The organism is Mesorhizobium sp. B2-6-2 (genome assembly GCF_006440615.1).
In the GTDB taxonomy this organism is placed as follows: domain Bacteria; phylum Pseudomonadota; class Alphaproteobacteria; order Rhizobiales; family Rhizobiaceae; genus Mesorhizobium.
This window is the reverse complement of sequence record NZ_VFUG01000001.1, coordinates 482,275-500,614: the sequence shown is the minus strand read 5'-3', so window position 1 is coordinate 500,614 and position 18,340 is coordinate 482,275. Positions and strand designations below refer to the sequence as shown.

Here is an 18,340-nt window from a genome sequence, read left to right as displayed (position 1 = left end):
CTTCGGGACTCCCATTTTTGGACGACTATTTTTTTGATTTGTCGAAGGCTTTACTTTTGTCGAAGGCCTGGGCGATGTCGGCCCAGAGGTCCTCGACATTTTCCAATCCGACATTGAAGCGGATGGTTCGGGGGCTGACGCCGAAGCGCGCCATCGAATTGATGCCCGGCGTCTGCTCGAGCGAGGCCTTGGCCGGCACGACCAGGCTTTCATGGCCTCCCCAGCTGACGCCAATGCGGAAGAACTTCAGCGCATCGACGAAGGCCGGGATGTCGACATCCTCGGCGACCTCGAAGGAGAACAGGCCGGCATAGCCGGCTAAAGTCTTCTTGCCGGGGTGGTTGGAATAGGCGGGGTGGTTGACCCGCTCGACCTTGCCATGCGCCTTCAGCCGCTCGGCAATGATGAGCCCGCTCTTCATGTGATGCGGCAGCCTGAGCGGCAGCGTGCGCAAGCCGCGCAGCAACAGCCAGCCTTCGAAGGGCGACAGCTTGCCGCCAAGCTGGGAATAGGTCTGCTCGTTGATGTGCTTGATGTGGGCGGCCGAGCCCGCCACCACACCGGCGACAGTGTCGCTGTGGCCGCCCAGATATTTGGACGCCGAATGCAGCACCAGGTCGACGCCATGCGAGATCGGCTTCTGGAAGACGGGCGTCGCCCAGGAATTGTCGATGGTGGTGACGATGCCCTGCTCCTTCGCCAGCCGCGTCAGATGCTCCAGGTCCTGCAGCTCGAACATCATCGAGGTCGGGCTTTCGAGATAGAGCAGCTTGGCGCCGGGAAGTGCCGCGGCAACCGCGTCGGGATCGGAGCCGTCGACATAGTCGACCTTGATGTGCAAGCGCGGGAACAGCCGCTCGAACAGGCGGTAGGCGTCGCCGTAGCAGTTGCGCACGGCAACCATGCGCTCGCCGGCGCCGACAAAGGCAAGGACCGTGGCGCTGATGGCCGCCATGCCGCTCGAAAAGCCGCGCGCGGCCTCCGCGCCTTCGAGCGCGGCGACACGCGCTTCGAATTCCATCACCGTCGGGTTGTCGCCGCGCGAATAGATCGGCTGCTTTCGCCGTCCGGCGAAGGTGTCGGCCATGTCGGCATAATTGGCGAAGGTGAACAGCGAGGTCTGGTAGATCGGCGGCACCACCGCACCGTCGGGAAACGGATCGTCATGCGCCAGAAGCGTCGCCGCCTCGCCGAGATAGTCGCTGGCCATCGAGGCCGGGTCGAAAGTGCTGGGCTGCTCGTTCATCTGCGGTCCGAAAGTTTGAGGTTGGCAGCGCCGCGCTTCAAATCGTCCTCGACGGTGGCGATGAGTTTCAGCGCCTCGGCGCGAGCGCCATCGGGGTCACGCGCGGCGATGCAATTGAAGATGGTCCGGTGATAAGGAAAACTGGCATGGCCAAAGTCGCGCACGCCGAGAGGATGCTCCCAGAAGCGGTGGAACAGCTCGTACATGGCGGCGATGATCTGCTCGAACAGCGGATTGCCGGAAGCGCGGAAGATCGCCTGGTGGAACTCCCAGTCCTCGTCCGAGGACATCCCGGCGCGGGTCTGGAAGGCCTCTTCCATGAGGTCGAGCTTGCGCTCGATCTCGGCGAGCTCAGCTTTGCCGGCACGAATGGCGCAGAGCGCAGCGGCCTCCGCTTCCAGCGCGCGCCGGATCTCAAGCGTGGACATCAGGCCGGCGAAATCATTGCCACCGGCTAATGTCAGCGGCATGTGCAACATATCGGGCGAGACGGCGGCCTTGAGGTAGGTGCCCGAACCCTGCCGCCGCTCGACAAGGCCGAGGCCTTCCCAGCGCGTCAGCGCCTCACGCACCGTGTTGCGGCTGACCTTGAGGCGTTCGGCGAGGATGCGCTCCGTCGGCAGCTTCTCGCCGGGACCCAGAGCCTCCTGCCGCACGAACCCCGCCAAGGCCTTCAGCACCGCGTCGTCGCGCGCCGTCGTCTGGATGGGGGGCAGGAAATCGGTCACACCGGCCAAGCCTAAAGTGGTTCAATGGTCCAACCAATTTCTGCACATGCGGAAAGATGTGTCAACAACCGAAACCAGGCCCGACGCGAATGGCGGGTTCTCCGGTCACAACGCGGAATGGTAAGTCGGCAAATCGTCCTTACAACGTCGCCGGCAAAGGTCCGATGGCGGCCAAGCCGGCTTCGGTCAGCGCGTAGACGCCGCGCTCGGCCCTGGCGAACCAGCCATAGTAATTGTGCAAAAGGATGTTGGCGGCGCGCGGCGAAAGGGTCTTGAGATCACGCGGCCGCTTCGGGCCGTCGGCCATGGCGGCGGCGCAGGCCAGCGCCTCCTGGCGATAAGCGGTCATGATCGGCTTCTTGCGCGTGCTGCCGCCGACCGACGGATCGCCCTTGCGGCGGTGATGCTCCTCGACCAGACGCGAGCGCCGCCTGGGATCGCGGCGCGGCGGCAAGGCGGCAGGACTGAGCAGCAGTTCCACCTCGCCCTTCTTGCCGACGCCCAACAGGCCGAAGCCGAGACGGCGGCAGAGCGCGCGGAAGCGACGGTCGTGCTCACGGCCCTTGCCGCGCGCCGACATCAAGGCGGCCAGCCAGACCTCGTCACAGGCCGCCGCGCGATCGACGGCTTGCAGGACGAGCTCGAGGTTGAATTGCAACTTGAGCTCGCAGATGACGACGACGTCCGGCGAGCCCGCGCGCAGGCCGACCATGTCACAGCCGCCGATCTCGCCCTTGACGGCGAAATCCATGCTCTCGAGGAACCGCTTCACCGGCTCGTAGAGGGAGGTTTCCTGCATGGCAGAGGCATAGCCGATTCGCGGCGGTCCGGCACGCCGAGCCACCCCCCATGTCAGCCGCGATGCAGATAGTCTTCGATCGACTGAGCCTTCATCTCGATCGAGAAGCCGGGCGCCGTCGGCGGCATATAGGCGGCATCGCGGATCACGCAGGGTTCGATGAAATGTTCATGCAGGTGATCGACATATTCGATCACCCGTCCGTCCTTGCTACCTGACACCGCGATATAGTCGATCATCGACAGGTGCTGGACATATTCGCACAGGCCCACACCGCCGGCATGCGGCCAGACCGGCAGGCCGAATTTGGCGGCTATCAGAAGCACCGCCAGAACCTCGTTCAACCCGCCCATGCGGCAGGAATCGATCTGCACGACGTCGATTGCGCCACCGGCGATGAACTGCTTGAATATGATGCGATTCTGGCACATCTCGCCGGTCGCGACCTTTATCGGCGCCACCGCCTTGCGGATTTTCGCGTGGCCGGCGACGTCGTCCGGGCTGGTCGGCTCCTCGATGAAGAAGGGCTTGGCGAAGGCAAGGTCCTTGAGCCAGTCGATCGCCTGGTCGACCTCCCAGACCTGGTTGGCGTCAATCATCAGGTAACGGTCCGGGCCGATCACCTCGCGGGCGATCTTGAGGCGGCGGATATCGTCGGCGCGGTCGCGGCCGACCTTCAGCTTGATGTGATCAAACCCATCGTCGACCGCTTCCTGGCAAAGGCGCCGGAGCTTGTCGTCGGGATAGCCGAGCCAGCCGGCCGAGGTGGTGTAGCAGGCATAGCCTTCGCGCTCGAGCGTGGCGATACGCTCGGCCTTGCCGGCCTCGGCCTTCTTCAGGATCGCCAGCGCCTCGGCCGGCGTGATGGCGTCGGTGAGATAGCGGAAATCGACGATGCGCAGGATCTCTTCCGGGCTCATCTCGGCGACCAGGCGCCAGACCGGTCTGCCGGCTTCCTTCGCCCAGAGATCCCAGACCGCGTTGACCACCGCGCCAACCGCAAGATGCATGGCGCCCTTGTCCGGGCCGATCCAGCGCAGCTGGCTGTCGCCCGTCACATGGTGCCAGAAGCGGCCGGGATCCTCTTTCACCCAGTCGAGATCGAGCCCGACGACGAGGTGGCGCAGCGCTTCGCTCGCCGCGCAGCAGATCTCGTTGCCACGGCCGATGGTGAAGGTGAGGCCATGGCCCTTCAGCGACGGGACATCGGTGTCGAGAATGACATAGGCTGCCGAATAGTCCGGGTCCGGATTCATCGCGTCCGAGCCATCGAGGCTTTGCGATGTCGGGAAGCGCAGGTCGAAGGTTCTGAGGTCCGTGATCTTGGTCATTGCTGCCTCTTGACTGGCCTGTCTCGTAACTCAATTGGCGGCCGAAACGGCCTCAGATCGACCAGCCACCGTCGATATTATAGGCCTGTCCTGTCGTGTAGGTGGCGCCGGCCAGATAGACGGCAAGGTCGGCGATCTCCTCCGGCGTGCCGATCCTGCCCATCGGCTGACGCGCGATGAAGGCGGCGCGGGCCGCATCATAGTCGCCCTGCGCCTGCATGCGGCCCTGGAGCGAGGGGCTCTCGACGGTGCCCGGGCAGATGGCATTGCAACGTATGCCCTTGGCGACATAGTCGGCGGCAATCGATTTTGTCAGGCCGATCACGGCCGCCTTGGTCACGCCATAGGCAAAGCGGTTCGGCACGCCCTTCGGCGCGCCCGCCACCGATGCCATGTTGATGATCGAACCATCGCCACGCTCCAGCATGCCGGGCAGCACGGCGCGGATGGTGCGGATCATGGCGCGCACATTGAGGTTGAAGGCAAAGTCGAGATCCTCGTCCTTCATCTCCAGGATCGAGCCGGCATGGACGAAGCCGGCGCAGTTGAACAGCACGTCGACTTGGCCGATTTCGGCGAAAGCCCCCTTCACCGCGTCGTCGTTCAGCACATCGAGTTTTCGCGTCGTAATGCAGGGCCTTTTGCCGAGTTCGGCCAGGGCCGCCTCGTTGATGTCGGTGGCGTGGACGATCGCGCCGGCTTGGGCGAAAGCCAGCGCGCTTGCCCGTCCGATGCCCTGCGCGGCCGCCGTGACGACCACGACCTTGCCTGTGATATCCGCCATGTTCTTGTCTCCGTCTTTCAGCCGGGCCGTCGCTCGACGATATAGATGTGATCCGCAGCCAGCACGACCTCGTCGCGCTGGTTCAAAACCTCGACGCGCTCGATGATGCGTCCCGCGTTTGGCCGTTTCGGGTCGTCTTCCTTGGCGGCGATGGTGGTGCGCGTGCGGATCGTGTCGCCGATGAAGACCGGCTTGATGAAGCGCAGCCGGTCGTAGCCGTAGGAGAAGGCGACGGGATTGATGACGCTCGCCGTCAGCCCGACGCCGACCGAGAAGACCAGCGTGCCATGCGCGATGCGCTGGCCGAAGGGCGTGGTCTTCATGAACTCGGCATCCATGTGATGCGGGAAGAAATCGCCGGTGTGGCCAGCATGGACGACGAAGTCCGTCTCGGTGATGGTGCGGCCGCTGGTGAGGCGCGAGGAGCCGATCTCGTAGTCCTCGAAATAGGTGGTCTGTTCCATGTCCGGCCTTACGGCTTTGCGGCCAGCGGCGTCGCCGGCGCAGCACTCGATTTATAGGCGGCCTCGACCAGCGCCATGGTGTGCCAGGCATCCTCGACGGAGCTGACCAACTCCGCGTCTTCGCCGGACGCGAAGCGCTGGACATTGGCCATGCGGCCGACAAAGGCATCGGGGAACCATTCGCCGGCGAGCGGCACGGTGACCCAGTTCGACCCGCCTTTCGGATAGATTTCCAGAATATCCGGCTCGCCGCGCGGATAGTCGAGGTTGAGGCCGAGCTTGACATAGGCCGCGCCCTCGGTGCCGCAGATGCGGAACTCGCAGGCCTGATAGCGGCGCCCGAATTTGTGGTCGTGGTTGATCGACAGCGCGCAGCGCACCGTATCGCCATAGTCGAGGATGGCGCTGGTGCGGGTCTGCGCGACCTTGTGATTGGGATGGCCGAGCGTCTTGGCATGCACGCCAAGCGGATTGCCGAGAAGCTGGCGGATCAGGTCGAGATAATGGATCGAATGCATGGCGATCTCGACGCGCGGCGCCTTGAGCAGGAATTCCCAGAGCTGCCAGGGCGTGTCGAGCGCCAGCAGCGCATCGAAGTCCACCACCTCGCCCAGCCATCCCTTGGCAATGGCGTCCTTCAGCGCCAGCATCATCGGCGCGAAGCGGAGCTGGAAATTGACCGCCGCCTTGAGCTGCTTGGCGCGGCAGATTTCGAGGATTTCCGTCGCTTCGCCGAGATAATTGCCCATCGGCTTCTGGATCAGCGCCACCGCGCCATCCGGCAGGACCTTCAGCACCTCGGCATGCCGGCCCGGCGGGGTGGCGAGATCGAAGATCGCGTCCGTCACGGCGGCCGCATCCTCGACCGAACGGAACGCCGTGACGCCCCATGTCTCGGCGAGCTTTTGCGCCTTGGCTTGGTCCGGATCGTAGAGGCCGGAAATCGGGAAGCCGGCCTTGCGATAGGCGGGGAAATGCGCGTCGCCGACGATCGAGCCGGCGCCGAAGGTGACGATCGGGCGCGGTTCGAAAGGCTTCGGCCAGGACTGCGCCAGCGATGCCGGATCAAAGGCATCAGTCATGATGGAAGACCTCGTCCATCGACGCCCACCACTCGCCTTCCTTACGGGTCGGCAGCGGCTGCTGGCAGGGCATGCAGACCGACCACCATTCCTGCGTCTTCGGGTCGGCGGCCATCTTGGCCATGTCGGCGGCATAGTCGGTGCCGTGATATTCGAAATAGGAGAAAAGCAGGTTCTCCGGCCGCTTCAGGTAGATCGAATAGTTCTTGATGTTGCAGGCCGAGATCATGGCGAGAACGTCCGGCCATACTTCGGCATGGAGGCGGACATATTCCTCGACCTTCTCGGGCTTCAGACCCAGAACCATTCCCATCCGCTGCATATCCGCCTCCCTATTTCACAATCGCCGTAGTGAACTCGGCGATGCTTTTTGCCTTTACGGCGTCCCAGTCCCAGTCGATGCCGATGCCCGGCTCGCTGGGCGCCAGCGCATGGCCATTCTCGATGCGCATCTTGGCGCCCGTCAACTCGTCGAGTTGCGGAATATACTCGACATATTTGCCGTTCCGGATGGCGCAGACCAGACTGACATGCAATTCCATCAGGAAATGCGGGCAGACCGGCATGTCGAAGGCCTCCGCGGCGTGGGCGACTTTCAGCCAGGGGGTGATGCCGCCGATGCGACCGGCATCGACCTGAATGATGTTGCAGCCGCCCTTCTGCATGTACTCGCGAAAATGCCTTATCGAATAGAGCGACTCGCCGACCGCGATCGGCGTCGCGGTCGAGTTCGACAGCCGCACATGGCCGTCGATGTCGTCGGCCGGCAGCGGCTCCTCGATCCAGGCGAGATCGAGGTCGCGCAGGCGCTCGGCGCGGCGGACCGCCTCGTCGACGGAAAAGCCCTGATTGCAATCGGTCATGATCTCGTAGCCGTCGCCGACCGCCTTGCGCACCGCCGACAGCCGCGCGACGTCCTCTGAACCGTGTGGCTTGCCGATCTTCACCTTCGAGCCGGTAAAGCCCTTGGCCTTCGCTTCCAGTGCATCGTCGACCAGTGCCTGCGTCTCGATATGTAGCCAGCCGCCCTCTGTCGTGTAGAGCGGGCAGCGGTCCTTGGCGCCGCCGGCAAGCTTCCAGAGCGGCAGGTTCTGTTTTCTTGCCCGCAAATCCCAAAGTGCTGTATCGATCGCGGCCAGCGCGATCGCGGTGATGGCGCCGATGGTGGTGGCGTGGGTGGCGAATTCGAGGTCGTGCCAGATCGCCTCGATCCGGTCGGCGTCGCGGCCGATCAGGCGCGGCGCGAGATGGTCGGCCAGAAGCCGCATAACCGACGAGCCGCCGGTGCCGATCGTGTAGCTGTAGCCAGTGCCCGATGCGCCGTCGGCATCGGTGATGGTGACGATCGGCGTCTCCTGGCTGACGAAGCTCTGGATCGCGTCGGTGCGCTTCACCTTCGGCACGAGGTCGACCATGCGCAGCTCGATCTTCTCGATTTTCGCCATGTCAGCTCCTCAGCGACTTGCCGGTATCGGCAGAGAACAGATGCGCGCGGCTCAGGTCGAAGCTCATGCCTATCCTGTCACCTGCTTTCAGCGGCTTCGGATTGAGCATGCGCGAGACCCAATCGGTGCCGTTGAACTCGGCGAAGACCAGCGTTTCGTTGCCGAGCGGCTCGGTGATGCTGACCGGCAGCTCGACGCGATGGACTTCGGTCTCGCCGCCGGAGCTCAGGCCGTGGCCGGTCGGATAGAAATCATCGGGACGGATGCCGAACACGACCTTGTCGCCGGCAGCCGTCTTCGACTTGAACTGTCCAGGCAAAGGCAGGCTGTCGCCGCCGCTGAAGACTAGCTTGCCGTCGCTCACCGTAGCCTCATGCAGGTTCATCGGCGGCGAGCCGATGAAACCGGCGACGAAGTGGGTCGCAGGCCGGCTGAACACCTCGTCCGGCGTGCCGACCTGCTCGATATAGCCCGAGCGCATAATGACGATGCGGTCGGCCAGCGTCATCGCCTCGACCTGGTCGTGGGTGACGTAGATGACCGTCGACTTGACCTTGGCGTGCAGCTTCTTGATTTCGGTGCGCATCTGCGTGCGCAGCTTGGCGTCGAGGTTGGAGAGAGGCTCGTCGAACAGGAAGACATCCGGATCGCGCACGATGGCGCGGCCCATGGCGACGCGCTGGCGCTGGCCGCCGGAAAGCTGAGAGGGACGGCGCTCGAGCAGTTCGTCGAGGCCGAGGATGGCGGAGGCTTCGGCGACGCGCCGGTCCATGTCGTCCTTGGCCGCACCCGCGATCTTGAGCGAGAAGCCGAGATTCTCGCGCACCGTCATATGCGGGTAGAGCGCATAGGACTGGAACACCATCGAAATGTTGCGCGAGCGCGGCGGCAGGTCGTTGACCATGCGCCCGCCGATGTCGATCATGCCGCCGCTGATGTCCTCGAGGCCTGCGATCATGCGCAACGTCGTCGACTTGCCGCAGCCGGACGGGCCGACCAGCGCGATAAATTCGCGGTCGGCGATCTCGAGATCGATGCCGTGCACGATCTCCATATTGCCGTAGCGCTTGGTGAGCTGTTTCAGCGAAACCGTTGCCATGGAAATCAACCTTTCACCGCGCCGGAGGTCAGGCCGCCGACGAGGTGTTTCTGGACGACATAGGTGAGGGTCAGCGCCGGGATGATCATCACCACGGCCAGCGCGCACATGCCGCGCCAGTCGATGGTGAACTCGGCCGTATAGTCGAGCAGCCCGACCGGCAGCGTCTTGGAATTGACGGAACGGGTGAGCTGCGAGGCCAAAGCGAACTCGTTCCAGCAGGTGAGAAAGGCGAAGATGGCGGCCGAGGCGATGCCCGGGCGCGCCAGCGGAAATTCGACCTGCCAGAACGCCTGCCAGCGCGTGCAGCCATCGATCTGGGCCGCTTCGGCAAGGTCCTTCGGCACCTGACGGAAGAAGCCGTCGATCAGCCAGATGGTGAACGGCACGTTGAGCGCGACATAGGCCAGGATCATGCCGATATGAGTGTCGATGATGCCCAGCCGCACATAGAGGAAGAACAAGGGCAGCGAGAGCGCGATGCCGGGCACGGTGCGCGTCAGCATCAGGCCGAGGAACATGCCCGACTTGCCGCGGAAGCGGTATCGCGCAAAAGCGTAGCCGCCGGCCATGCCGATGGCCACCGCGATCACCGTCGAGGTGACCGAGATGATCAGCGAGTTGCGGAAATAGTCGAGCACCGGGATGCCGCCTTTGCCGATGCCGCTGAACATGGCGACATAAGCGTCGACGGACAGCTGCTGCGGAATCCATACCGGCGGCTTGGCCATGATCTCGACCGTGGGCCGCAGCGACGACAGCACGATCCAGATGCCCGGCAGGCAGATCACCAGCATGGCAAGGAACAGGCCGACGCGGTGCGCGACGGTCAGCGCGCGGCGGGTGAGGCGGGCGGAGGCGTTCTCGTCCATTCTCACCACTCAGCGCCAATCTGCGCGCGCGCCGCGGCGAGCTTGTTGTAGAAATAGACGGTGAAAGCGATCGACAGCAGGATCGAGAAATAGGCCATGGCATTGGCGAGGCCCATGCGGGCATCGCTGTAGGCGGTGCGCCCGACCAGCGTCCACAACAGCTCCGTGCGGCCGGCCGGGCCGCCGTCGGTCATGATCTTGACGATATCGTAGGCGCGCGCGACATCGAGCGAGCGGATCGTCATGGCGATGTAGGCGAAGGGCATGACGAAGGGCCAGGTGACATAGCGGAAGGTCTGCCAGGGCGTGCAGCCGTCGACGCGGGCCGCCTCGATCGGCTCCTTGGGCATGGCGAGCAGGCCGGCCAGGATCAGAATCGCGAAGATCGAGGTCGACGACCAGATCTCGGCGATCGAGATGGCGATGAAGGCGAGATGGCCTTCGATCAGCCAGGGGATGGCGTCCTCAGTGATGCCCAGCGACTGCAGCGCATTGTTCACCAGGCCGATATTGTCGTTGAACATAAATTTGAACTGGAAGCCGACGAGGATCGGCGAGAACATCATCGGGAACATCATCAGCGTGCGCAGTATGCGCTGGCCGCGCGTCGCCTTCTCGACCAGCATGGCGAGGCCGAGGCCAAGCAGCATTTCGAGGTTCAGCGCGATGGTGAGCAGCAGAACGGTGCGGCCGAAGGCCCACCAGAAATCCGCATTGGACAGGATCGATAGATAGTTCCTGAAGCCGACGAAGACGAAGAAGGTCTCGGGCCGCGTCAGGCGGAAGGGCGTGAAGCTGGAATAGAGCGACAGGATCAACGGCAGCACCACCACTGCCGCCAGCACGATGATGGCCGGGAGCAGCAGCAGGAACGGCGCGGATGGCTTGAAGCCCTTCATCAGGATCCTGTGAGGTTTTGCATATAATTCGGGCCGCCGTGGGCAAGGCCCGGCCGAAACGGAAAGGTCCGCAGCAGCAAGACGCTGTCGCCTCCCCATTTCGCCACGGGGAGGCGACATTGGCAGCAGTGACTAGAGCTTGCCGGCGTCCTGAAGGATCTGCGTCGCCTTGGCGGCCGCCTCGTCCAGGGCCTGCTTGGACGTCTTGTCGCCAAGGATCGCCGCCTGCAGTTCGGGGTAGACGGCGTTGGATATCTCGATCCACTCAGGCGTCTGCGGCACGGCGAAGGCGTGCTTGGCTTCCTCCTGGAAGGCGCCCAGAACCTCCTTCTTGTACGGATCGTTCTCAGCCTGCTTCAGGTCCCAGTCCCAAACCGCGGTGCGGGTCGGCAGCGGGCCGGCGGCGGCTTCCAGCTTCTGGCTTTCCTCATTGGTCAGCCACCATACGAGCGAAGCGGCGGCTTCCTTGTTGGCGCAGTTCTCGGTCACCGAGAAGCCGTGGAAACCCGACCAGCCGGTGCGCTTGCCGGAAGAGCCCTTGGGAGCGACCTTCACGCCGACATTGCCCGCGACCTTCGAGGACTTCGGGTCGTTGAAGAAGCCGGCCCAGCCCGGCCAGTCGAGGTTGATCGCCACGGTGCCCGAGGCAAAGCCCTGGCCGAGATCGTCCCAGAGATAATTGGTGGTGCCGGCCGGTACAGCCTTGGCCTTGTAGAGATTGACGAACCAGTCGAGCGCGCGGATGCCAGCCTCAGAGTTGAAGACGGGCTTGCCGTCTTTGTCGAGATATTCGCCGCCCTCGGCGACCACCATCTCGTAGAAGCGGCCGTTGATCGCTTCTTCCTTGCCGGCGAATTGCGTGCCGTAGAAATTGGGCGGATTGGCGAAGAACTCGGCCTGGTCGGTGACTTCCTTCCAGGTGTCGGGCGGCGCAAGGTCATAGCCGTATTTGGCCTTGAACTTGGTCTTGTTGTCGGCGTTCTCGTAGAGGCTCTTCTGGTAGTAGAGCGCTGAGACGTCGAACTGCGCGCGCGGCAGCATCTCCAGCTTGCCGTCGATGGTCGCGGCCTTGATTGTCGACGGCACGAAAGCGTCGATCTCTTCCTTCGGCAAGAGCTTGCTGAGGTCGGTGTAAAGGCCGGTATATTGCGGCGCGAAGGACGAATGGTTCCAGCCGACGCACCAGTTGGTGCTGCCCGAGGCGATGTCGGACTTCAGCTCCTTGTCGATGTCGAAGCCGTTCTTCTTGGTCAGGATGTTGACCTTTGCGCCGGTCGCCTTCTCCCATTCGGGGATGCGCTCGTAGAGCTTTTCATATTGCTGGCCGCCGATCAGCTTCACGTCGATCGTCACGCCCGGAAATTTGCCGGGCAGATCGGCCGAAAAAGCGGTGCCGCTCAGCAGCAGGCCAGCCAGGCCGGCGGAAATGCCTAGAACCAGTCTCGTCATGTTCTCCTCCCATGGGCTCGCAGCGACGGCCCGCCGAGTGCGCGACCGATCGCTTAAGCTTCATTTATATGCAAATAGCATTTTCATTCCCGGGTCAAGCCGATTGTGCTTCCAGCGGAATGAAGTTCATGCATATATGCAGATCGAAATTCACTGGAGGGACGGGTGGCAGAGGAAGAAGACGGGGACCGCTACCGCGCGCCGGCGCTGGACAAGGGGCTGGACATCCTCGAGTTGTTGTCCAGCGTGGACGGAGGGCTGACGCAGGCGGAGATCGCCAAGCGGCTCGACCGCAGCCCGAACGAGTTCTACCGGATGCTCGACCGCCTGGTGCGGCGCGGCTATGTCACCAAGATCGACGGCGACCGTTATTCGCTGACGCTCAAGCTCTTCGGCCTCGCGCAATTGCACGCGCCGGTTCGCCGGCTGGTGTCCTATGCGACGCCGATCATGCGGGAGCTGGCCGAAACCTCATCGCAGGCCAACCAGTTGGTGGTGTTCGACCGGGGCGCCGCCGTGGTCATCGCGCAGCAGGAAGCGCCGCGCTATTGGGGCATCTCGATCCGCGTCGGCTCGCATATCAGCCTGTTCGACACCGGCTCCGGCCATGTGCTGCTTGCCTTCCGCTCGCCCGAAGAGCGCAAGATGATGATCGCCGAGCATCTGCAGAGCACCGAGCATCTCAACCTGACGCCGGAATTCTTCGCCCGCCTCGACCAGGTGCGCGACCGCGGTTACGAGATGATGGCGTCGCTGCAGACCGCCGGCGTCTACAATCTTTCGACGCCAGTGCTGGGGCCGGACGGCAGAGCCATCGCGGCGCTGACCATTCCCTACATCACCTTGGTCAACGCGCCCACGGCGCCGGACATCACGCAAACGATCCGGCATCTGCAGGACGCAGCGGCAAGGCTCTCGCAGCTCGCCGGGTCGGATGTGCCGCAATCGCCGTAATTTCTTATTTGAATAATAGATTTTTCGGCGAGATAGTATCTTAGAGCGGGATGACCCCAAAGCAGCCGGTCATCCCGTTCTAACGCTTTGTTTTTTGGAGCATGATCTTATCCGAAAAGTCTGCAACTTTTCAGGATCATTCTCCAGGCCACGGAGGATACGCCGCCATGATCATCGACACGCATCTGCACCTCATCGACCAGGGCGCGCTTCGCTATCCGTGGCTGTCCGGCGTGCCGGCGCTGAACCGCGATTTCTCCTATGCCGAATATGCCGCCGACGCGCGGCGCTCGGGCATCGAGGCCGTGTTGCATATGGAGGTCGATGTCGATCCCGCCGATATTGCCGCCGAGACGGCGCATGTGAAGTCGATCGCCGGCCAGGCGGGTAGCCTACTCAAGGGCGCGATAGCCTCCTGCCGGCCCGAGGAGGCCGGTTTCGAAGCCTATCTGGAAACGGTCAAGGCCGAGCCGTTCGTCAAGGGGTTCCGCCGCGTGCTGCATGTCGTTCCCGACGATGTCTCCGAAGGCGCGCTGTTTCGCCAGAACATCAAGCGGCTGGCCGGCACCGGCCTGACATTCGATCTTGTGGTGCTGCCGCATCAGATCCCGAAGGCAATGGCGCTCGCAGACCTCGCCCCCGACGTCCAGTTCGTCCTCGACCATTGCGGCGTGCCCGACATCAAGGGCAATGCCGAGCATCCGTGGCGAGAGCATATGGAAGCAATTGCCAAGCGGCCCAACGTCACGGCCAAGATCTCCGGCGTCGTCGCCTATGCCGATCCGGCGACGTGGACGCTCGAGACGCTCCGACCCTATGTCGAGCACACGATCCGCTGCTTCGGCTGGGACCGGGTGATCTGGGGCAGCGATTGGCCGGTCTGCACGCTGGGCGGCGGGCTGACGACCTGGGTCGCCGCCACGCATGCGCTGCTGGCCGGTGCAAGCGATTCAGAGCGGACCCGCCTGCTCTCGGGCAATGCGCGCCGGCTGTGGCGGCTTGGCTAGGCTGTGAGAAACTCGCCTGCAAACTTAGAGCAATTCCAGGAAAAGTGTGAGCGGTTTTCCGCCCGGAATTGCGTCAACACAAGGAGATAGGGCATTTCGCCGTTTCCGTGAAACGGTGAAATGCTCTAGTCGCTGTCAGCGAGCATTTGCGCCGGCACACCGAGTTCTGGCCCGGCGTCGGCGAGCCGCTGATCAAGCGTATATACCGTGGCGCCATGCTCCGATGCGATGGCGAGATGCAGCGCGTCCCCTGCCCGAAGCCCAAGGTCGTGCCGATCGGCAAACTTCGCCGCTGCCCGGAACTGCCCACCCGTCACGCCCAGGACGGTAAAGTTCTCGGCGACCAGCCTATTGAACATGGCAAGCACCGCGGCGCGCTGTTCCAGGCTGATTTGTCCGGTGCGGAGCTTGATTGCAACGGCGGACGACATCTCGGTGATTGTCCAGTCACTAATGAGAAGCTGCACCGGGTCCTGTTCCGCGAGCCAAGCCTGAACACGCGGCGTCATCGCTTCGTTGGTCAGCGCCGCGACGACCAGCGACGTGTCGAGATAGAGCATCAGTAGCGATCGCCATCCCGCATCGACCGCACGAGGCCGGCGGCGCTCTGGGACTGGGCCGGCATCGCTGCCGTCAGCGATCGAAGCAGCGCGACATCGATCGGTTTGCGCGGTCGGGCTACGGCAGTGAGCCGCGCGACCGGCTTGCCGCGGCGGGTGATGTCGATCGAATCGCCCGCCTCGACCCGATCAACCAGTTGGCTGAGGTGGGCCTTGGCATCAGCCAGATTGACCGGATTCATGTAATGCTCCTGACCATGTAGATGGTCATATAGCGCATCGGGCTTGACAATTCCAGATCAATGTTGCGGCGAGCAGGCCGCGTATCAGGCTGGTCATTTTTTCCTCCGTTGGTGCAGTCGAAACTAAGGGGCGGCGGCCGGCGCGAAACTCTCCCGGAACAGGCGATTGATATCGGCGACGACATGGCCGGCGTCCTGCCGGCCGGCAAGGCCTTCAATGATGCGATCCGAAGCCCGCTGCTGGAAGGCCATATAGCCGTCGTGGCGCGGGCGCACCCAGGCGCCCTCGAGAGTCGCTCGCGTGGCGCGATAGAAGTCGCCTGTCGCGGCGTTGACGGCGTCGTCCTCCCAGGCTGCGGCATGGCCGGGCTGGCCGCCGGCGGCAGCGTAGGGTCCGCGCTGCACGTCGCCGCTGGCGATCCAATAGGCGAATTCGATCGCCGCCTGGCGCTCGGCGGAAAAGGCGGAGACGGCAATGCCGGTGCCGCCCAGCGCCGAGCCGATCGGGCCGTTGCCGCCGGCGACCGGCATGTCGGCGAAGGCGAGGCGGTGCGGGCGGAAACCCACCACCGCATAGGGAACATAGCCATAGATCAGCGGCGCGCAGGCGATGCGCGAGCCGGGCTTGGCCATCTTCTCGAAGACGGCGATCGGATCCAGCGTCGGGCATGCGGGATCGACAAGTGCTGCGATCTCACGCAGCATCTCGAAGGCGGTTTCCCCGGTCTCGCCATCGACAAGGTCGGCCGAACCGTCGACCGTGCATGGCCGGCCGAGATCGGCGGCCAAAGTGTAGAAGCACATCAGCGAATGCGGCGGCCTGAGCGGCAAGAGCACGCGGCCCTGCTCGGCAAGCGCCAGCACTTCAGTCCAGATCGCCGGCGCGGCTTCGATCAGATCGGGCCGCCAAGCCTGCACCTGGGTCGCGGCGTCGATCGGGAAAGCCCATTGCCGGCCCTGCCAGGCGTAGCTCGGATAGGACCGGCCGACGCTCGCCGCAGTCAGCGCCTGGCGCTCCGCCTCGCGTCCGGGCACATCGAGCGGCGCCAGGCATTTCTCGGCGGTGATCTGGCCGACATGCGGGTGGTCGATGACGATCAAATCATAGGCGCGGGCGAGCTCTTCCACCGGGAAGGACTCGAAATCCTGCAGCGAGCGCTTTTCCCATTCGATCGAGACGCCGGTCTTTTCCTTCCACAGCGCCGAGCATGCCACCATCGGGTCATAGCCGCGCGGATGGGTCCAGGTCATGCCTTTCAACGAAACACCGCTCACAGGCCGAACTCCGCGCGGATTTTTTCGCTGTGCTCGCCGATCCGAGGGGCGGCCCGATCCACCTTGGCGCGCGCGCCGTCGACGCGCAGCGGCGTGCGGGTGGTCAGGATCGACACGTTGTCCTCGCGTGTCACGGTCTGCAGCATGTCGAGCGCCTTGAAGCCCTCGCTTTGCATCAGCTCCGGCCAGGTCAGCACTTTGGCGCACCAGACATCGGCGGGCTCGAGGACCGCCAGCCACTCGTCGATGGTCTTTTCAGCGATGCGCCTGGCGATGATCGCCTTGATCTCGTCGCGGGCGGTGAACCAGGTCTCCGGCCTGTCGCGGAAAGGATCTAGCTCAGGCAGTTCGAGCAGGTCGGCAATTTTCGGGATCGGCGTCATGGCGATCGCCAGGTAGCCGTCCTTGGCCGGGTAGACGCCGTAAGGCGCCGAGAGGTAGGCATGCGCGCTGCGGAAGGACGGGCGCTTCGGCAGGCGACGGCCGTCGTTGAGATGGGTGGTCAGCACTTCGAACTGGAAATCGATCAGCGCTTCGAGCAGGCTGGTTTCGACATGACCGCCCCGGCCGGTGATGCCGCGCCGCACCAGCTTGGCGAGGATGCCTTGGGCGCAGGCCGCACCCGCCAGCATATCGGCGATCGCCAGGCCGATAGGCACCGGCCCCTGCTCCTCGTCGCCGTTCAGCCACATCACGCCGGAACGAGCCTGGGCGAGCAGATCCTGCCCCGGGCGCTTCACCCATGGCCCTTCCTCGCCATAGCCGCTGATCGAGGCATAGACGAGCCGGGGGTTGATCGTGCTGACATGCTCATAGTCGAGGCCGAGCCGCTCGATGACGCCCGGCCTGAAGTTCTGGATGAGCACGTCGGCCTTGGCGATCAACGCGCGCAGCATCGCAAGATCGGCCTCGTTCTTGAGGTCGACGGCAAGGCTCTCCTTGCCGCGGTTGATGGCGTGGAAAATGGTGGAATCGCCGCCGATCTCGGTGTCACTGAGATAGAGCCGGCGCGACAGGTCGCCGCCATCGGGCCGCTCGATCTTGATGATGCGCGCGCCGAGGTCGAGCAGGCGCAGCGAACAGTAGGGTCCCGACAGGAACTGGCTCATGTCGACGACGACGAGGCCGGTCAGCGGAAGTTCTTTGTCAGCGGCCACGGTTCACGTCTCGGTCTTGCCGACGAAATCGGCCGGGTTCTTGTATTTCACCGTCTGCAGATGCTCGCAGTAGAGCACCAGCTCTCCTTCACCCTTGAAGACTTCATAGCTGGCGCGGATCAGGCCCATATCCCGGTAGCGCGGCTTTTTGTCGAGGTTGGTGCGGATCGAATAGATGGTGTCGCCGATGAAGACCGGCTTGATGAAGCGCAATCTGTCATAGCCATAGGAAAACGCGTTAATGCAGTTGGTGGCGACCAGGCCGAGCCCGGCCGAGAAGACGAAGGCGCCCGCCACCAGCCGCTTGCCGAAGATACCTTCCTTCTCGGCGAACATCTGGTCCTGGACGTAAGGATGGATGTCCAGCACCAGCGCATTGAACATATGGCTTTCGCCCTCGGCGATGGTGCGGCGAAGCGAGCGGATTTTGTGGCCGGGCTGCCAGTCCTCGTAGAACCAGTTTTCCGAATTCCAGACAGGGATTTCGGCATGCGCCTCAGGCATGTCGGCGGGATGCGTCGAGGCGACACCGACGGTCGGCGAGAATGCGCTCATGATCCTCTCCGGGAGCTTCCGGCGCGGCTTGCAAGGCGGTTCCGGGCACGATGCCGGATGGCGAGACGCATAATCGCTTTCCTCCCGTCAAATTTTCTTTTGTGAATAATATTTTCACATATGGGATTACCTTGCAAGCGACGATCGGCGAAATTTCGCAAGGCCGACACCAGCGGAGGAGCCGCCGGCGACGCCAGGAAGATCGATGCAAAGCGCCTGTCTTGCCTTTGTTGGCAGCCTCAATCGCGAGGCGCCCTATTTCCAGGGCGCGGCGTCTACGACGAAGCGACGCTCGCCGTGCAGAAGCTTGCCGAGACCGACGAGGTCGGAACGCCGATGTGCGTGCGGATCATGGAGGACCGGCTTCAATCCTAATCTTTAGCGAGTGGAGT

The 18,340-nt window shown here is 63.6% G+C and carries 20 protein-coding genes; 2 read left to right on the top strand and 18 right to left on the bottom strand.

Annotation, left to right across the window (positions count from 1 at the left end; translation table 11 throughout):
* Positions 1 to 25 precede the first annotated feature (25 nt).
* The 13 genes from FJ419_RS02530 to FJ419_RS02470 form a co-directional block, all read right to left on the bottom strand.
* On the bottom strand, positions 26 to 1,246 hold the full coding sequence (locus FJ419_RS02530; RefSeq protein WP_140628849.1) for a PLP-dependent transferase: 1,221 nt from the start codon (positions 1,244 to 1,246) through the stop codon (positions 26 to 28).
* On the bottom strand, positions 1,243 to 1,974 hold the full coding sequence (locus tag FJ419_RS02525; protein WP_140688122.1) for a FadR/GntR family transcriptional regulator: 732 nt from the start codon (positions 1,972 to 1,974) through the stop codon (positions 1,243 to 1,245). Before FJ419_RS02525 ends, FJ419_RS02530 begins: the two co-directional genes overlap by 4 nt.
* Positions 1,975 to 2,113: 139 nt before the next feature.
* Entirely contained in the window at positions 2,114 to 2,773 is a 660-nt protein-coding gene (locus tag FJ419_RS02520) for a DUF2161 family putative PD-(D/E)XK-type phosphodiesterase (protein WP_140687226.1), read from the bottom strand.
* A gap of 53 nt (positions 2,774 to 2,826) precedes the next feature.
* Entirely contained in the window at positions 2,827 to 4,104 is a 1,278-nt protein-coding gene (locus FJ419_RS02515; RefSeq protein WP_140687224.1) for an L-fuconate dehydratase, read from the bottom strand.
* Positions 4,105 to 4,156: 52 nt separating this feature from the next.
* Positions 4,157 to 4,888, bottom strand: a complete 732-nt coding sequence (locus FJ419_RS02510) for an SDR family oxidoreductase (protein WP_140687222.1) — start codon at positions 4,886 to 4,888, stop codon at positions 4,157 to 4,159.
* Between the two features lie 17 nt (positions 4,889 to 4,905).
* Positions 4,906 to 5,352, bottom strand: coding sequence for a MaoC/PaaZ C-terminal domain-containing protein (locus FJ419_RS02505; protein WP_140687220.1), 447 nt, complete (start codon positions 5,350 to 5,352; stop codon positions 4,906 to 4,908).
* Between the two features lie 8 nt (positions 5,353 to 5,360).
* Positions 5,361 to 6,434 carry a Gfo/Idh/MocA family oxidoreductase gene (locus FJ419_RS02500; RefSeq protein WP_140687218.1) on the bottom strand — a complete coding sequence of 358 codons (1,074 nt, stop codon included), beginning with the start codon at positions 6,432 to 6,434 and terminating at the stop codon, positions 5,361 to 5,363.
* A complete protein-coding gene (locus tag FJ419_RS02495; protein ID WP_140544926.1) occupies positions 6,427 to 6,756 on the bottom strand; it encodes an L-rhamnose mutarotase in 330 nt (109 codons plus the stop codon). Before FJ419_RS02495 ends, FJ419_RS02500 begins: the two co-directional genes overlap by 8 nt.
* Before the next feature lie 10 nt (positions 6,757 to 6,766).
* A complete protein-coding gene (locus FJ419_RS02490) occupies positions 6,767 to 7,879 on the bottom strand; it encodes a mandelate racemase/muconate lactonizing enzyme family protein (protein ID WP_140687216.1) in 1,113 nt (370 codons plus the stop codon).
* Position 7,880: 1 nt separating this feature from the next.
* The gene (ugpC, locus tag FJ419_RS02485; protein ID WP_140687214.1) at positions 7,881 to 8,978 is read right to left on the bottom strand and encodes a sn-glycerol-3-phosphate ABC transporter ATP-binding protein UgpC; all 1,098 of its coding nucleotides are present in this window, start codon (positions 8,976 to 8,978) and stop codon (positions 7,881 to 7,883) included.
* A 5-nt stretch (positions 8,979 to 8,983) separates the two neighbouring features.
* A complete protein-coding gene (locus tag FJ419_RS02480) occupies positions 8,984 to 9,850 on the bottom strand; it encodes a carbohydrate ABC transporter permease (RefSeq protein ID WP_140687212.1) in 867 nt (288 codons plus the stop codon).
* A 2-nt stretch (positions 9,851 to 9,852) separates the two neighbouring features.
* Entirely contained in the window at positions 9,853 to 10,749 is an 897-nt protein-coding gene (locus FJ419_RS02475) for a sugar ABC transporter permease (RefSeq protein ID WP_140687210.1), read from the bottom strand.
* A 132-nt stretch (positions 10,750 to 10,881) separates the two neighbouring features.
* Positions 10,882 to 12,198 (bottom strand): sugar ABC transporter substrate-binding protein, encoded by a 1,317-nt coding sequence (locus FJ419_RS02470; protein ID WP_140687208.1) that lies wholly within the window; start codon positions 12,196 to 12,198, stop codon positions 10,882 to 10,884.
* Between the two features lie 165 nt (positions 12,199 to 12,363).
* Here FJ419_RS02470 and FJ419_RS02465 point away from each other — a divergent pair, with 165 nt between their 5' ends.
* The gene (locus tag FJ419_RS02465; RefSeq protein ID WP_140687206.1) at positions 12,364 to 13,152 is read left to right on the top strand and encodes an IclR family transcriptional regulator; all 789 of its coding nucleotides are present in this window, start codon (positions 12,364 to 12,366) and stop codon (positions 13,150 to 13,152) included.
* Positions 13,153 to 13,319: 167 nt separating this feature from the next.
* A complete protein-coding gene (locus FJ419_RS02460; protein ID WP_140687204.1) occupies positions 13,320 to 14,159 on the top strand; it encodes an amidohydrolase in 840 nt (279 codons plus the stop codon).
* Positions 14,160 to 14,284: 125 nt separating this feature from the next.
* Here FJ419_RS02460 and FJ419_RS02455 read toward each other — a convergent pair whose 3' ends face one another.
* The 5 genes from FJ419_RS02455 to FJ419_RS02435 form a co-directional block, all read right to left on the bottom strand.
* The gene (locus tag FJ419_RS02455; RefSeq protein ID WP_140687200.1) at positions 14,285 to 14,719 is read right to left on the bottom strand and encodes a type II toxin-antitoxin system VapC family toxin; all 435 of its coding nucleotides are present in this window, start codon (positions 14,717 to 14,719) and stop codon (positions 14,285 to 14,287) included.
* On the bottom strand, positions 14,719 to 14,961 hold the full coding sequence (locus tag FJ419_RS02450) for a type II toxin-antitoxin system prevent-host-death family antitoxin (RefSeq protein WP_140687197.1): 243 nt from the start codon (positions 14,959 to 14,961) through the stop codon (positions 14,719 to 14,721). The genes FJ419_RS02455 and FJ419_RS02450 overlap by 1 nt, the downstream gene beginning before the upstream one ends.
* Before the next feature lie 123 nt (positions 14,962 to 15,084).
* Positions 15,085 to 16,212, bottom strand: a complete 1,128-nt coding sequence (locus tag FJ419_RS02445) for an ABC transporter substrate-binding protein (RefSeq protein WP_181170612.1) — start codon at positions 16,210 to 16,212, stop codon at positions 15,085 to 15,087.
* 20 nt (positions 16,213 to 16,232) lie between these two features.
* A complete protein-coding gene (locus tag FJ419_RS02440) occupies positions 16,233 to 17,393 on the bottom strand; it encodes a CaiB/BaiF CoA-transferase family protein (protein ID WP_140687191.1) in 1,161 nt (386 codons plus the stop codon).
* 3 nt (positions 17,394 to 17,396) lie between these two features.
* Positions 17,397 to 17,948, bottom strand: coding sequence for a MaoC family dehydratase (locus FJ419_RS02435; protein ID WP_140687189.1), 552 nt, complete (start codon positions 17,946 to 17,948; stop codon positions 17,397 to 17,399).
* Positions 17,949 to 18,340: the final 392 nt, after the last annotated feature.